Raw genomic sequence first — 16,066 nt, forward strand, 5'->3', positions numbered from 1 at the left:
ATCGCTGAGGATCAGCTCGACCTTGGACCGTCCACGACCCGCCATCACCGCATCCTACAATTAGATAGCGGACTTCAGGCGCAGGACACTAGGCGCTGGCGCGCACCCGTTTCTCCAGTTCGTCGGCGAAGTCCTGCCAGGTGTCCGCGCAGCGCAGCGCGAGCCGCCGCACCGCTTCCATGCCGTGGTCGGGAACCGCGTCCGTCAGGCGGTTCAGTTCGTCCGACTGGATGGCCTGGAAACTGAGCCACCGCAACAGGGCCCGGCCGGTTTCGCTGAGCCGCAGCGACGGGTCCTTGGCCAGTTTCTGCCAGTGCAGCAACGCCTCCGGCTCGGCCGCGACGTCGACGGGTTTCCGCGCCGGCGATTCGTTCCGCTGCGCGGGAACCGACACGTTCGGCGTCTCGGCGGGCCGCAGCCCGGCCGGGATCGGGTTTTCGCCCCGGTTGAGCCGCAACCGCACGTCCCGCGCCGTGGCCACCGAGATCCCGGATTCCCTCGCGACCGCCCGCAGCGAAGCGTTCGGCTGCGCCGCGATCACTTCGCTCGCGCGCAGCCTGCCCGCGACGCTGTTGAGCGGTCGGACGCGGCCGTCGAGTCCGACCCGGGCGTTCGACTGCTCATGCCCGGCAGTTGAACTCGACCGGATCACGCTGACCGTCCGCGCCGAAAGCCCGGTCCGCGCCGCGATCGCCCGGTCCGACCACTGTGGATACGACGCGACGACCCGCGCGGCCGCGGCTTCCCGGTCGGCGAGCGAAAGCGGAAGGCCGCGGCCGATGTTCGACTCGACCGCGAGCAGAAACGCCTCCTCCGGCGTACCGTCGAAGAACTTCACCTCGATCGTGTCGAGGTTGCACCGCTTCGCCGCGCACACCCGGTGCATCCCGTCGATCACCCGCATCGTGGGGCGGTGCACCAGGATGGGCGGCAGGATCGCGTTGATCTCGGCGAGCGTGCGGGTGTGCGCGATGTCCTCTCCGGACAGCCGCGGCGAATCCGCGGGCAGCAACGCGTCGATCGGCACCAGCACCGTGCCGTTCCTTCGCCCGGCGTCGTCGCCGTCGTCCGGACCGGCGGCCCGAATCCTTCCCGGAGAAGGAAAATTCGACTGGTCAAGCACTGGAACCCAGCCCCTTTCCCCGCCGTCCGGCGGACCGGGCCCGCCCCGTCCCCGCAACTTCCTGTTTCTTCTGGACATCGAAAGATAAGGTCATTTCACCGCGCCCCCAGTGACTTCAGTGTGGTTCAACGCCCCAGGTCAACCCGTTATCAGCCGCTATTCGCGGACGCTCGGGCTCCATTGCCGGAAGCGCCGCATGCCGGGCCGCGCCGGGTACGAGTCCAAAGCTAGCAGCAGCCAATTACAGCCCACTAACAGCTCTGGACAGGCAGTTTGGCCGCCGAAGAAGCTCGGTCACGACAGTCTCCGGCCGCGATTCGGTCCATTTTTCCCTCGATCGCATCTAGATAACGGGCACGAAACAGGATATTTTCCGATACCTGCCGCACTGGCGCGGACGAACCGAATCCCTCGCGAAGAAGACGATTTCGCCCGCAGCCGGGCGGGCGAAGAGCGCAGATCCCAGGTGCGGTGCGCCGCATTACACGGCGACCCGGAAGACCGTGCCCCGTCACCGGGACATCGCGCCGAGCCTGCCGTTCACGCGACGGCTGCCGCACTCCCCCAGATCTCTCGCCGCCATGCGGGCGGCCTCGGTCACCCAGGCCAGCTCCGGATGCTTGTTCACGGCCAGATGGACGCGCACCCGTTCGACGAACTGCCAGAAGCCCAGCTGCGGCGGCGCGGACCCGGCCCACCGGACCGCCACCGCGACGAGCGTCGGCCGTTCGGTTTCCAGCCAGGCGAAGGCCGTCGTGCGATCGACCACCTCGGGCGTGGGCCCGGTCTCGGCCGGGGGCACTGCTCGCGGCAGCTCCGGGTACAGCAGTCCGGTCGCCCGGTCCGCGACCCGCGAGTACCAGTCGAACAGCCGCTGCCGGTCGCGGCGCAGTTCCCCTCCGCGCACCTGTGGAAGCAGCGCGACGTAGTCCGCGAGCAGGCGTTGCGCCCGGTACCGGTCGTGTCCCTGGCGCTGTACGAGGCTGACCCCGGCGAGTTCTTCCAGCGCGCGGCCGGCTTGGAACAGTTTCCAGCCCGTGGCCGCGGCGACCGCGGCCACGGTGACGTCCGACTCGGGGAGCAAGGCGAGCAGGTGGAGCACTCGCTTCGCCTCCGGGCCGAGGGGGCGGTAGCTGTGCTCGAAGGCGGTGTGCACGGCGGCCTTGTCGTCGTCGCCGACCGACAGCACGCGTACGCGGTTGCCTGCGCGCAGCTCGGCCGCGTACGCCTCGAGGTGCGACCGCGATTTGCCGACCAGGTTGCTCGCCGCGATCCGCAGCGCCAGCGGGAGACAGCCGCAGAGGTCGGCCAGCTCGCCGATGGTTTCCGCCGGATACCCGGGGTCGTCGCCGAGCGCCGCGCTCAGCAGGCCCGCCGCCTCGCCGGGCGAGGGCACGTCGACCCGGACCCGGACGCCGCCGTTCAGCACGGTGAGCCCGCGCAGTTCGTCCCGGCTCGTGACCACGACCGCGCAGCCGGAGCCGCCGGGAAGCAGCGGGGTGACCTGCTCGGTGTCGGCCGCGTTGTCCAGCACGACCAGCACCCGCCGCCCGGCCAGCGCCGACCGGTACGCGGCGACGAGTTCGTCCGGGTCCTCCGGGAGCCCGGCGGCCGGCACGGAGAGGCTGCGAAGGAACCCGGTCAGCACCGCGGTCGTGCTCAGCGGAGGTTTGCCGTCGTGACCGCGCAGGTCCACCCACAGCTGGCCGTCGGGGTAGTCCGCGCGCAGCTCGTGCGCGACCTGGGTGGCGAGCGCGGTCTTGCCCACGCCGGGCGGGCCGCACACGGTGACGATCGGCACCGAGATCCGGTCCGGCTCCGGTCGCAGCAGCTCGCGCAGCCGCCCCGCCTCGGCTTCCCGGCCGAAGAACGACGACGCCACGGGCGGAAGCTGGCACGGGACGGCCGGCGACGCCGGTTCCGCGATGCGCGGGCCGTCCCCGACCACCGCGCGGTAGACCGAGCGCAGCACCGGGCCGGGGTCGATCCCGACCTCGTCGGCCAGCCGGCGGCGCACCTCGCGGTACGCGACCAGCGCCTCGTCCCGCCGGTCCGAGAGGTGCAGGGCGAGCATGAGCTGGGCCCAGAACTGCTCGCGCAGCGGATACTCCCGCGTGAGCCGCCGGAGTTCCCCGATGACCTCGTGGTGGCGGCCGCGCTGCAGGTTGACGTCCACCCGCTCGGCGGCGGCGCGCAACCGGTCCTCGTGCAGCAGCGGAACCTCGGCCTGGTGCAGCGAATCGGACGGCACGTCGGACAGGGCGGGGCCGCGCCATTCGGCGAGCGCGCGGTCCAGCAGGTGCGCCGCCCGGTCCAGTTCGCCGGCGGTGCGCGCCGCCTTGGCGCGTTCGGTCAGCCCGCGAAAGCGCAGCAGGTCGAGGCCGTCGTTGTCCACGTCGATCACGTAGCCGCTCGAACTGGTCCGGATCAGGCCCGGCTCCCCGAACGAACGCCGGACCCGCATGATCAGCACGCGCAACGCCGCGACCGCGCTGCCCGAGGGCCGCTCGCCCCACACGTGCCGGATGAGGGTTTCGACCGAAACCTCACGGTTCGCATACAGCAGCAGCGACGCCAGCACCGCCCGGTGTTTCGCCGAGCGGACGTCCACCACCTCATCACCCACACGCACCTCAAGCGTCCCCAGGACGCCAAAGCGCAGCCGCGAAGTTCGCAAGATCCGGCCCCCAGCCAGGTCGTGACAGCCCCCCTCGCAAGATCACGCTACCCAAGACCGCGCGGGCCCAGCACCTCCATAAGCGTGGCCGCGGCGGGACGGGGGTGCACTCCCGGTGATCATCCGGCGGGCAGACCCGGGTTATTCGGAGCGCGCGGAGGTCGGGGTGCCGCGGACCCGGAGGCCGGCTTTCCGGTAAATCTCGTCGATCACGTGCATGACCGGGACGAAATGCTCCGGACCGGTTCGCAGGGGTTCGCCGCGCAGGACGGCGCCGGCGAATGCGTTCAGCTCGCAGGTGTAGGTGCCGGGCAGTTTGGAAACCTGCTCGCTGGTTTTTTTCCCGGCCGCTTCGAGCACGATCCGGTTGAACGCCTGCGGCGCGATCGGGTTGCGCACTGTCAGCTTTCCCCGGGTGCCCTCGACGCGGCCGTTGAACGAGAAGACCGGCCAGCCCCACATCACCGTCCGGACCCGTCCCGTCGCACCGCCGGGGAAGCGCAGCCGGGCATCGGTCCACCGGTCGACGCCCGGCACGCGGGTCTTCGCCGTGGCGCCGGTCACCTCCAACGGATCCGTTCCGGCCAGCGCACGCAGCACCGACACCGCGTACACCCCGAGGTCCATCAGCGCGCCGCCGCCGAGCTCGTACTGCCAGCGGATGTCCTTGCCGTTGGGGACCGGAAAGCACACTTGCGCCGATACGTGCCGAATCTCGCCGAGCACGCCTTCCGCCAGAATCTCCGCGATCCGGTCGAACAGCCCGTGGTAGAGCGGATGCATCGCCTCGCAGAGCACCCGGCCGGTCTTGGCGGCGACGGCGGCGAGCCGCCGGGCCTCCTCCTCGTTGCTGGCGATCGGTTTCTCGCACAGCACGTGCTTCCCGGCCTCCATCGCGCGGATGCTCCACTCCGCGTGCAGCGAGTTGGGAAGCGGGACGTAGACCGCGTCGAGGTCCGGATCCGCGAGCAACGCCTCGTAGCTCTCGTGCACGGTGGGGATGCCCAGCCGCGCGGCGCGTTCGCGCGCCCGCGCCGGATCCCTGGCCGCGATCGCCGCGACCGTGATCTCCGGCGCGCTCTCGGCCGGATCGGTCAGCGCCTGTTTGACGACCCTGGCCGCGCCAAGAACCCCGATTCGCACCCGATCGGTCACGTGCGTTCCTTTCGTCTCCGGCTACAGCGAACCGTGCACTGCCTGCGCGACCCGGAGCCCGTTGGCGGCGATGGTGAGGCTGGGGTTGATTCCCGAACTGGACGGCAGCATCGAAGCGTCGACCACGTACAGGTTGTCCAGCCCCCACGCCCGGTTGTCCGGGTTGAGCACGCTGGTTTTGGGGTCGTCGCCGAAGCGGCAGGTGCCGCATTGGTGGCCGAGCGCGCTGGTGTCGCGCGCGCCCGACAGGTGGACCGGGAAGATCCGCGAACCCGGGTACTTTCCCAGCGTCGTCTTGAGGGTACGCATGAATCGCTGATACCGCTTCACGTCCGCCTCGCCGGGACGGTACCGCAGTTCGGCCAGCGGACCGGGGCCTTCCGGGTTGTTGGCTGTCGGAAGGACCCGGTTGCGGTGGTAGGGCAGGTCTTCGGCGATCGAGGCCATGACGACGATGCGGTCCTGCAGCGAGTTCTTCCAGCGTTCCTCCGCCAGCCCGCGGAAGGCGCCGAAGAACTTCCGTCCTTGGCGGGTGGTGTTCATCAGCGTTTCATAGGAGAACACCTTGCCCAGCGACTGCAGCGCGCCGAACTTCTCGCCGTTGTGCAGGTAGAAATCGTTGACCCCGATCTCCTTGACCTGCCCGGCGACCGGTTCCTCGGTGCGGACCCGGAAGAGATGCATGTCGAGGAAATGCCGCATCAGGTTGCGGCCGACGAGATCGTTGTCGTTGGCGAGACCGTTCGGCCATTCCTTGGAGCTGGAGTTCAGCAGGAGCACCGGCGTCGCGAGCGCGCTGGCCGCGACGATGACGGTCTTGGCCCGGAAACGGAGCGTCTCGCCGTACCGCCGCGCGACGACGCGGTTCACCTTCGTCCGGCTCGCCTCCAGGCGCACGACCCGGGTCCGGTCGAGGAGCACGGCGCCGTGGTCTCGCACCGCGGGGACGACACAGACGTTGCCGGCGTGGTTCTTGCATTCCGAGGCGCAGAGAAACGCTTGGCAGGCTTGGCATTTCGTCCGGTATTCGCAGGCGACGTGCACGTTGTAGGGATGCAGGCCGCGCTCGCTGAAGAACCCGGAAAGCTCCGCGTTGGCGGCGGTCATCGGGCCCGGCGCGAGCAGCGAATCGGTTACGTCGTCCGGCCGGAGCGGATCGGCGGCGCCGCGCACCCGGTAGAGCTGCTCCGCTTTCGCGTACCAGGGAGCCATTTCGTCGTACTTCACCGGCCAGTACTCCGGCACCGTGGAGTCGCCGACCTCGGCGAAGTTGCCGCGCGGCTGGAAATCCTCGCGGAAGAACCGTTCGGTGACCATGCCGTAGAGCGCCGAGGACCCGCCGACGCCGGAGCCGACGTACGGGCGGAACGTCTTCGGTTTGTCCGGGCGCGTGGCGTCGAGGTACCAGTCGGTGTTGCGCCCGCTGTGGGCGAGCCGGTCCTCGTACTCGGCGTCGGTCAATTCGGCGAGGTCGAAGGTTTCTTCGGGATAGCTGCCGGAAATCATCCGCGACGAATCGGCGATTCCCTTTTCGAGGAAAAGCACGCGCCTGCCGAGCCGGGCCAGCTCGTAACCGATCGTGCCGCCGCCCATGCCCGTCCCGACGACGATGACGTCCCACAAGACCGTCTCTTCTTCGGTCGGACTGCTCATGCGGACCCCCGTCGATCTGATTCTTCCCGGCTGCCCGGACGATATCCTCGCCGGGATCCGCTGTCCACGAGGTTCGCCGCCGGTGCCCGAACATGCTAATAAGTCAGGGTATCCGCCGCGCGCGTCCGCGCGTCCGGAGAAGGGAATCCGAAATGGACGAGATGGACAGCTGGCTGGGCGCCACCGAGCGGGAAACCGGAGAAGGGAAAATCGGCGAGCTGGACGGCTGCAGCGTCCGGATCCGGCGGCGTTTTCCCGCGCCGGTCAAGGAAGTCTGGGCCGCGTGCACCACGAAACCCCGGATCGACACGTGGTTCCTCCCGGTCACCGGCGAACTGCGGGTCGGCGGGAGGTATCAGCTGGAGAGTTACGCCGAGGGCGAGATCACTCGGTGCGAGGCGCCTGAATTTCTTTCGGTGACGATGGCGATTCAGGGTGCGCCCGGTGAGGCGCGGCTGCGTCTTCGGGAGAGTTCAGCGGAGGAAACTGTTCTCGAGTTCGAGCACACGATGGTCGCGGACGCCGCGATGTGGAGCGCTATCGCGCCGGAGATCGGATCTGCTTGGGAGGTGGGGTTGCGGTATCTGGAACGGCATTTGCGGGGCGAGGAGATCGACAAGTCCACCTTTCCCACTCCGGAGGACGATGAGCTGGGGAGCCGCTGCAAGAAGGAGTGGACGGCTGTCGTCTCCGCTTAAGTCGCGGAGCCAAGGTCCGTGAGGGGAACCCTGAGGGAATCAGATTCCCTCAGGGTTCCCCTCACGTACTTCTGCCTCGCGCGGCGATCAACTGCGGGCTGGGCGGCAGTCGAACACCCCGCGGTCAGGCTTCCGGAGTGAGCAGCAGCGGAAGTTTCTGCGCACCGGTCAGGTTCGGGATCGTCAGGTACGTCGGCGCCTCGTCCGGGTCGCAGCGCAGGTCCGGGAAGCGGTCCAGCAGCAGGTTCATCGCGATCCGTCCCTCCAGCCGCGCCAGCGGTGCGCCGATGCAGAAGTGGATGCCCCGGCCGAAGGCGAGGTGCGGGTTCGGGTCGCGGCGGATGTCGTAGGCGTGCGGGTCCGCGAACTGGCGTTCGTCGCGGTTGGCGGCGCCCAGGACGAGCGCGACCAGCTGGTCGGCCGGGATCTTCGTGCCCGCCACGTCCGCCTCGGTCTGGGTGACCCGGGAGATCGACGCGAACGGGCTGTACATCCGCAGCGCCTCCTCGATCGCCGACGGCACGAGCGAGCGGTCGTCCCGCACCTCTTTCCGCTGCTCCGGATACTGGTCGAGGCACAGGATCATGTTGCCGAGCAGTGCCGACGTGGTGACGTGCCCGGCGAGCAGGAACAGCGCGGCGAAGTTCGTGACCTCCTGATCAGTCAGCCGTTCGCCGTCCACCTCCGCTTCGACGAGGCGGGTCAGCAGGTCGTCGCGCGGCGCGGTCCGGCGGGACTTCGCGTGTTCGGCGATGAAGGAATTGAGGTTCTGGATGTTCTCGATCGCCCGCGCGAACTCCTTGTCGTATTCCTCGCTGCGCTCGTTCAGCGACATGTCCATGGTGCCGCTGAGCATCGCGTCGACCCAGCCGCGGAAGGTGTCCCGTTCGTCGGCGGGGATTCCGAGCAGGTCCGCGATCACGATGACCGGAAGCGGATAGGCGAAATCGGCGACCAGGTCCATCCGGCCGCCCTCGACCTGGTCCAGCAATTCCTCGGAGATCCGCTGAATCGCCGATTCCATGTCGCTGACCACGCGCGGCGTGAAGGCCTTGCTGACGATCTTCCGCAGTTTGGTGTGCCGCGGCGGGTCGAGCGTGGTGAGGCCGCCTTCGGTGAACTCCGCCAGTTCCGGCACGACCCGCGAGATCCCGGAGGAGAAGGTGTCCGTGTCGGCCATGATCCGCAGCGTCTCTTCGTAGCCGTAGACGCTCCAGATGCCGGTCCGCTCGTCGAAGGCGACCCGCTCCTCGGGGGCTTCGCCACGCATCCAAAAGTGTCGCAGAGGCGTGGTTCCGTATTCAGCTTCAGTGCTCACGCAGGACTCCTCTCAACGTTTTTCAAAACCTTACGCCGCGTCGGGTGAATGCTCTCCGTTGTTCGACAGCACTTCGGAACACAGCCATTCTTCGACCGCCCGGGCGGTGGAACCGGCGAATTCGTCCATCATCGACCAATGGTCGCCGGGTGCGTCGACAGCGGTGTGTTCGAGTTCCCACGAGGTGCGCAACGCCTCGGTTTCCGCCTCCGTCCCACCGGGCACCGGCGGGGTCAGCGCGCGGACGAACAACGTGGGCGCGGAGATCTTCTCCGGCCGCCATTCCAGGAAGAGATCGGTGTAGGCGGCCATCGAGGTCAGCTGCACGTGGTCGTACTGCCCGGCTTGCTGTTCCCGCTCGAGCTGGTTGTCCGCCCAGACCGAGCGGATCGACCGCACCACCTCGTGCCGGGGCAGGATCGTGTCCACGAGCACGACCGCGGCCGGTGCGGCTCCGATGCTTTCCAGCCGGCTCGCGACGGCCTGGGCGAACCAGCCCCCCGAGGAATGCCCGACGAGCACGACCGGAGCGCCCGCCGCGGACCGCAGCACCGCGTCCGCCTGCACCGCGACCACGTCGTCGAGGGTGGCGGGCAACAGTTCGTCGGCGACGAAACCGGGCGAGAGCAGGACGGACACGTCGCGCAGCTGCCGAAGCGCGCCCGCGAACCGGGTGTACTGATACGGGCTCTGCTCGGCCATCGGGGAGGCGAAGCAGACCACGCTCGCCCCGGAGTCCTCTTTGGACAGACGGACCAGCCTCGGCTCCTCCGCTTCCGGGGATCCGGCGCGGAACACCGGACGCAGCGTCGCGGCCGCCCGCAGCAGGGCGAAACCCTCGTCGTACCGGCCGAGTTCGTTGGCCCGCCGGTACAGGGTGGCGATGGCGTCCTCCGCGCCCTCCGCGGCGCCGTCCCCCGGCCGGTCCGGCGAACCCGCCGCGGCCACCTGCGTCCGCAGATGCCGGGCGAGCGCGCTGGGGTTGGGGTGGTTGAAGATCAGGCTGGCCGGCAGGGAAACCCCGGTGGCCCAGTTGAGCCGGTTCCGCAGTTCGACGGCGGTCAGCGAATCCAGTCCCAGCTCAGTGAACGCCCGTTCCGGCTCGACCGCCTCCATCCCGTGGTGTCCCAGCACTGCCGCGGTGTGGGCGCGCACCACTTCCAGCAGCAGACTGTGCTGTTCGTCCGGAGACAGCCCGGCCAGCCGGGGCAGCAAAGTTTCCGCGCCATCGGCGGCGGCCGGTTCCGTCGTGCGTTTGGCCGGTGCGCGGACCAGACCGCGGAGCAGCGCGGGAACCCGGCCCGCAGCCACACGCAGGGCCGCGGTGTCGATCCGGGCCGGCACCACCAGCGCCCGGTCGCCGGCCAGTCCGGCGTCGAACAACGCCAGTGCTTCCCCAGCGGTGAGCGGGTGGATTCCCTGTGCGGCCATCCGGGCCGCGTCGACCTCCGCGGTGAGTTCGCTGGTCTGTTCCCACAGTCCCCACGCCAGCGAGACCGCCCGGTGCCCCTGCGCCCGGCGGCGCTGAGCCAGTGCGTCCAAGAAAGCGTTGGCAGCGGCGTAGTTTCCCTGTCCCGGCCCGCCCAGCACCCCCGCCATGGAGGAGAACAGGGCGAACACGCTCAGGTCCTCGTCCCGGGTCAGTTCGTGCAGGTTGACGGCCGCGTCCACCTTCGGCCGGAGCACCGCGTCGATCCGCTCCGGCGTCAACGACTCGACCACGCCGTCGTCGAGCACACCCGCCGCGTGCACCACGCCGGTCAGCGGATGCTCCGCCGGGATCTCGCCGAGCACTCCCGCCAGCGCGTCCCGATCTGCCGCGTCGCATTCGGCGACCGTCACCTCCGCGCCCAGTTCGCCGAGTTCGGCGACCAGTTCCGCCGCCCCGGACGCTGCCGCGCCACGGCGGCTGAGCAGCACCAGATGCCGCACCCCGTGCCCGGACACCAGATGCCGGGCCACCACCGCGCCCAACGTGCCCGTGCCACCGGTGATCAGCACCGTGCCCTCCGGCGCGAAGCCCGGCACCCCGCCTTGCCCGAGCACCCGGTCCGGGTCGGCCGGAGCCCGCTGCAGCCGCGGCACCCGCACCACGCCGTCCCGGACCGCCAGTTGCGGTTCGTCCAGTTCCAGCGCGGCGGGAAGCTGGCCGAACGACGCCGCTTCGCCGTCGACATCCACCAGCACCAGCCGTCCCGGATGCTCCGACTGCGCCGACCGCACCAGCCCCCACACCGCCGCGCCGGCCAGATCGCTGACGCCCTCACCCGCCCTCGCGGCGACCGCGTTCGTCGTGACCACCGCCAGCCGCATCCCGTCGAAGCGCGGGTCCGACACCCAGGTCTGCACCAGCTTAAGCACGTCCGCGGCGGTGGCATGGGTCGCCGCGACGAGGTCGCCGCTGAGCAGGTCGGCCGGGACGATCCCGACCAGCGCCAGCTCGGGCACATCCATGCCCTCGGCGAGCGCGGCCAGGTCCCGGCAGCGGGTCAGCTCCACATCGTCCACTTCGGACAGTGGCCGGAGCAGACCGGTGCTGTCGCCCACCACAGCCCACCGGAGGAAGCCGGTCTCCGCCTCGGGGACCGGAGACTCGACCCAGTCGACCCGGAACAACGCGTCGTCCTCGGCTCCTCGCGCGGCCCGCAGCTGGTCCGTCGACACCGAACGCGTCACCAGCTCCCCGACCGCGCCGATCGCGACCCCGGCGCCGTCGGCGAGTTCGATCGACACGCCGCCGGAATCTGTGGGAGACAACCGCGCACGCAGCACCGAAGCGCCGGGCGAGGGCAGCGACACCCCGGTCCAGGAGAACGGCAACCGGGCCTGCGGGGCGCTGCCCGGGTCGTCGACGAAATCGCCCACGACAATCCCGTGCAGGGCCGCGTCCAGCAGCGCCGGATGCGCGCGGAAGCCCTCGGCACTGGTTCCGGCGGGCAGGCGTACTTCGGCGAAGACATCGCCGTCGCGCCGCCAGACTCCGGCGAGCCCCTGGAAAACCGGGCCGTAGTCGAGTCCGAGCCCGCTCAGCCGGTCGTACACCTCGGTCACCGGCACCGCTTCGGCTCCCTCCGGCGGCCAGACGGCGAGGTCGGCCTCGGGAGCGGGCGCGCCCTGGGCGAGCACTCCCGTGGCGTGCCGGGTCCAGGCTTTCGCAGTCCCTTCGTCGGGCCGCGTGTGGATGCTCAGCCGCCGCTTCCCGGATTCGTCCGCACTGCCGACCAGCACCTGGACCTGAACGCCGCCCTGTTCCGGCAGCACCAGCGGGGCTTCCAGGGTCAGTTCCTCCAGCAGGTCGCAGCCGACCTGCTCGCCGGACTGAAGAGCGAGTTCGACAAAACCGGTGCCGGGGAACAGCACCGAGCCCAGAACCGCGTGGTCGGCGAGCCACGGCTGGACTTCCGTCGAGAGCTGACCGGTGAACAGCGTCCCGTCCAGCTCCGGCAACCCGGTGGCCGCGCCGAGCAACGGATGCCCGGCCGCGCTCAGGCCCAGGCTCCGCACGTCCCCGCGCGCCGCGACCGGCTCCAGCCAGTAGCGCTGCCGCTGGAACGGATAAGTCGGCAAATCCACCTTGCGGGCCCCGGTCCCGGCGAAGAAGACGTCCCAATCGACCGTCCCGCCCCGCGCGAAGACCTCGCCCAGCGAAACAACGAACCGGTCCAGGCCGCCCTCGTCGCGGCGCAGCGTGCCCACCGCCGCCGCGGCCGTGCCCGCGTCGTCGATCGTGTCCTGCAGCCCCGGCACCAGCACCGGATGCGGGCTGACCTCCACGAACACCCGGTGCCCGTCGGCCAGCAACCGCCGGGTCGCCCGCTCGAACTCGACCGTCTGGCGGAGGTTCCGGTACCAGTACTCCGCGTCCAGGGTCGCGGTGTCGACCAGTTCGCCGGTCACCGCCGAGCAGAACGGAATCCGCCCCGACCCGGGCGAAACCGGAGCGAGCACCTCGCGCAGCTCGTCGTGGATCTGCTCCACGTGCGCCGAATGCGAGGCGTAATCCACCGGGATCTTTCGCGCCCGGGCCCCGTCTCGCTCGCAACCGGCGATCAGCTCGTCCAGAGCGTCCGGGTCTCCGGAAACCACCACCGAACCCGGACCGTTCACCGCCGCGACAGAGAGCCCCGGGCCAAGCCGGTCCCGCAGCTTCTCCACCGGCTCGGCGACCGAAACCATCCCGCCCTTGCCGGACAGCACCGTCAAAGCCTTACTGCGCAACGCAACAACCCGGGCACCGTCCTGCAACGACAACCCGCCAGCCACCACCGCAGCGGCGATCTCACCCTGACTGTGGCCGACAACCGCAGCCGGGCGGACGCCATTCGCCTGCCACATCTCCGCCAGCGAAACCATCACGGCCCACAGGACCGGCTGCACCACGTCAAGCCGCTCCAACGATTCGGCGTCGCGAAGAACATCCAGCAGCGACCAGTCCACAAAGGACTCCAACGCCGCCGCACACTCCGCAAGCCGCGCCGCGAACACCGGGCTCGACTCCAGCAGTCCGAGAGCCATCCCAGCCCACTGCGAACCCTGGCCTGGGAAGACAAAAACAACATCCCCGGAACCCACCGCAGAAGCCGGTGGCAACTCACCGTCGGCCACCGCGTCCACGCCGCGCAGCAACTCGTCCCGATCCCGGCCCGCCACCGCGACCCGGCGCGTCAGCCCAGCCCGCGCGGTCGCCAGCGAATACGCCACGTCCTTCGCGGCCAGACTTTCGTCGGCCCGCACCCGCGCACCCAGCAGCCGAGCCTGGTCGCGCAGCGCCTCCGTGCTCTCCGCCGAGAACACCCACGGCAGAACGTCCAGCGCGCGGCCCGGTTCCTCCTCGGCGACCGGCTCGTCGGACGCTTGCTCCACGATCACGTGCGCGTTGGTCCCGCTGATCCCGAACGACGACACCCCGGCCCGGCGCGGCCGTTCGGTCTCCGGCCAGTCCCGCGCATCCGCCAGCAACTCGACCGCACCCGCCGACCAGTCCACATGCGACGACGGCTCGTCAATATGCAGGCTCTTCGGCAAAACCCCGTGCCGCATCGCCAAAACCATCTTCATCACCCCGGCGACACCAGCCGCCGCCTGAGTGTGCCCGATGTTCGACTTCACCGACCCCAGCCACAACGGCCGCTCCCGGTCCTGCCCGTAGGTCGCCAGAAGAGCCTGCGCTTCAATCGGATCGCCCAAAGTCGTGCCCGTGCCGTGTGCTTCCACCGCGTCCACATCGGACGGTTCCAGCCCGGCATTCGCCAACGCCGCCCGAATCACCCGCTGCTGCGAAGGACCATTCGGCGCCGTCAACCCATTCGACGCGCCATCCTGATTCACTGCGGAACCCCGCACCACGGCCAGCACCGGATGCCCATTACGCCGCGCATCCGACAACCGCTCCAGCAGCAGCACACCCAGCCCCTCGGAGAAGCCGGACCCGTCAGCCGCCTCGGCGAACGGCTTGCACCGGCCGTTCGGAGCGAGTCCGCCCTGCCGGGAAAAGTCGACGAAGATCGCCGGGGTGGCCATCATCGTCACCCCGCCGGCCAAGGCCAGCGAACACTCCCCCGACCGCAGCGACTGCACCGCGAGATGCAATGCCACCAGCGACGACGAACACGCCGTATCCACCGTCACCGCAGGACCCTCGAAGCCGAACACATACGACACCCGGCCCGAGACCACGCTCCCGGCGCTGCCGTTGCCAAGGTAGACCTCGACGCCTTCCGGAACGGCCGTCGACCGCGAGCCGTACTCGTGGTACATCACGCCCGCGAACACCCCGGTCGCGCTGCCCCGCAACGACCGCGGGTCGATCCCGGCTCGCTCGATCGCCTCCCACGACGACTCCAGCAGCAACCGCTGCTGCGGGTCCATCGCGAGCGCCTCGCGCGGGGAGATCCCGAAGAACCCGGCGTCGAACTCGAGCCCGTCGTGGAGAAACCCGCCCACGTTCTCGTATCCGGGATCCGATTCGGGCCGCTCCACGTTCCAGCCGCGGTCGTCCGGGTACGCGGAGATCGCGTCGACGCCGTTGCCGACGAGCGCCCAGAACTCCTCCGGGGACGCGACCCCGCCCGGGAACCGGCAGCCCATCGAGACGATCGCGACCGGCTCCGGCTCCTCGGCCTCCTGAAGCCGCTTGCGCGTCTGCCGCAGTTCGGTCGTCACCAGCTTCAGGTATTCCCGGAGCTTGCCCTCGTCCGCCATGCCCATCATCCCGTCGAAGTCGTGGTCGAGCGCGGGGCGCTCAAGCCTCAAGGAGTGCGGTGGCCCGGATCATCCGGCCAGCGCGACGATTTTCGGGACCACCTCGGTGGCCGCGGGCAGTGCGCGCACCTCGTCCGCGACCTCCCGCGCGGCGGCCCGCATCGCGGTGTCGGCCAGCAGTTCCCGCACCTGCCCGGCGTCGAGTTCTCCCGGGCGCACGACGGTGCCGAGACCGCGCTTGTTCACCGCGCCCGCGTTGAGGAACTGGTCGTCGCTCTGCGGCAGCACGATCTGCGGCAGCCCGGCGTCGATCACCGTCAGGGTGGTGCCCGCGCCGCCGTGGTGGATCACCGCGTCCGAGGTGGCCAGCAGCGCGTTCAGCGGCACCCACTTGACGAGCCGGATGTTCTTGGGCAGCCCGCGCAGTTCGCTCGGGTTCACGCTGCCGATCGTGAGGACGAACTCGGCGTCGATCTCCCCCGCTCCCTCGACGAACTGGCGCAGCGCGCCGCTGCCGAGCATCTGCGGGATGACCGAGCCGAGGGTGACCGTGACCCGCGGCTTTTTCGGCGGCGTGTACAGCCATTCCGGCATCAGCGCGCCGCCGTTGTAGGGCAGGAACCGCATCGGCCAGCCGTGCGAATAGCTCGAGCGCATGCTCGGCGGCGCCACGTCGATCGAGGCCGACGGAGAGCCGGGGACCACGCCGAAGCGCTCGAATTCCTGGCCCATCCGCTCGTACACCGACCGGCTCATGTCGATCGGCATGCCGAAGTTGATTCCGTGCAGCACCGAGGGAATGCCGAGCTTCGCGGCCACGAGCGGGCCCGCGCCGTCCATCGGCGTGTGCACGACCAGGTCCGGCCGCCAGCGCTGCGCCAGGTTCATCGTTCCGTACACCAGGGCCTTGCTGCACTCGGCGAACAGCCGGATCGAGAACTCCGCGGCCACCGAAGGGTCCTGGAGGTTGGGCACCAGGTCGGCGGAATCGCGCAGCACCTTGCCGAACACGCCGGTGAAATCGAGGTCGGGCGCGGCGTCGACGACCCGCAACCCTGCCTTGGCCGGTGTCTCGTCGTACCCCTGGTAGTGCCCGGTCGCCAGCAGGACCTCGTGCCCGGCCAGCTGGAACGCCCACGCGGTCGGCACGGTGGGGAACGTGTGTCCCACGCCGGGCGACGTCACGAACAGAACGCGCATGATGAAGTCCTCCCTTGCGGATACGCCGCTGATTCGTCCAT

The 16,066-nt window shown here is 69.8% G+C and carries 8 protein-coding genes; 1 reads left to right on the plus strand and 7 read right to left on the minus strand.

Annotated elements, in window-relative coordinates:
- Positions 1–88: 88 nt before the first annotated feature.
- The 4 genes from ACZ7SW_RS38820 to ACZ7SW_RS38835 form a co-directional block, all read right to left on the minus strand.
- Positions 89–1,033, minus strand: a complete 945-nt coding sequence (locus tag ACZ7SW_RS38820) for a ParB/RepB/Spo0J family partition protein (RefSeq protein ID WP_470235353.1) — start codon at positions 1,031–1,033, stop codon at positions 89–91.
- A 601-nt stretch (positions 1,034–1,634) separates the two neighbouring features.
- Entirely contained in the window at positions 1,635–3,755 is a 2,121-nt protein-coding gene (locus tag ACZ7SW_RS38825; RefSeq protein ID WP_470235354.1) for an AfsR/SARP family transcriptional regulator, read from the minus strand.
- Positions 3,756–3,941: 186 nt separating this feature from the next.
- On the minus strand, positions 3,942–4,955 hold the full coding sequence (locus ACZ7SW_RS38830) for a Gfo/Idh/MocA family protein (RefSeq protein ID WP_470235355.1): 1,014 nt from the start codon (positions 4,953–4,955) through the stop codon (positions 3,942–3,944).
- A 21-nt stretch (positions 4,956–4,976) separates the two neighbouring features.
- On the minus strand, positions 4,977–6,608 hold the full coding sequence (locus tag ACZ7SW_RS38835; protein WP_470235356.1) for a GMC oxidoreductase: 1,632 nt from the start codon (positions 6,606–6,608) through the stop codon (positions 4,977–4,979).
- Between the two features lie 152 nt (positions 6,609–6,760).
- Between ACZ7SW_RS38835 and ACZ7SW_RS38840 the strand changes: the two genes are divergently transcribed.
- Positions 6,761–7,306 (plus strand): SRPBCC domain-containing protein, encoded by a 546-nt coding sequence (locus ACZ7SW_RS38840; RefSeq protein ID WP_470235357.1) that lies wholly within the window; start codon positions 6,761–6,763, stop codon positions 7,304–7,306.
- 124 nt (positions 7,307–7,430) lie between these two features.
- Here ACZ7SW_RS38840 and ACZ7SW_RS38845 read toward each other — a convergent pair whose 3' ends face one another.
- From ACZ7SW_RS38845 to ACZ7SW_RS38855, 3 genes are read right to left on the minus strand one after another with little or no spacing between them, the layout of a single operon-like run.
- A complete protein-coding gene (locus tag ACZ7SW_RS38845) occupies positions 7,431–8,624 on the minus strand; it encodes a cytochrome P450 (RefSeq protein WP_470235358.1) in 1,194 nt (397 codons plus the stop codon).
- Positions 8,625–8,654: 30 nt separating this feature from the next.
- Positions 8,655–14,876 carry a type I polyketide synthase gene (locus ACZ7SW_RS38850; RefSeq protein WP_470235359.1) on the minus strand — a complete coding sequence of 2,074 codons (6,222 nt, stop codon included), beginning with the start codon at positions 14,874–14,876 and terminating at the stop codon, positions 8,655–8,657.
- Between the two features lie 18 nt (positions 14,877–14,894).
- Positions 14,895–16,025 carry a nucleotide disphospho-sugar-binding domain-containing protein gene (locus ACZ7SW_RS38855; protein WP_470235360.1) on the minus strand — a complete coding sequence of 377 codons (1,131 nt, stop codon included), beginning with the start codon at positions 16,023–16,025 and terminating at the stop codon, positions 14,895–14,897.
- Positions 16,026–16,066 lie beyond the last annotated feature (41 nt).

This window comes from Amycolatopsis sp. NPDC114484, from assembly GCF_055633755.1.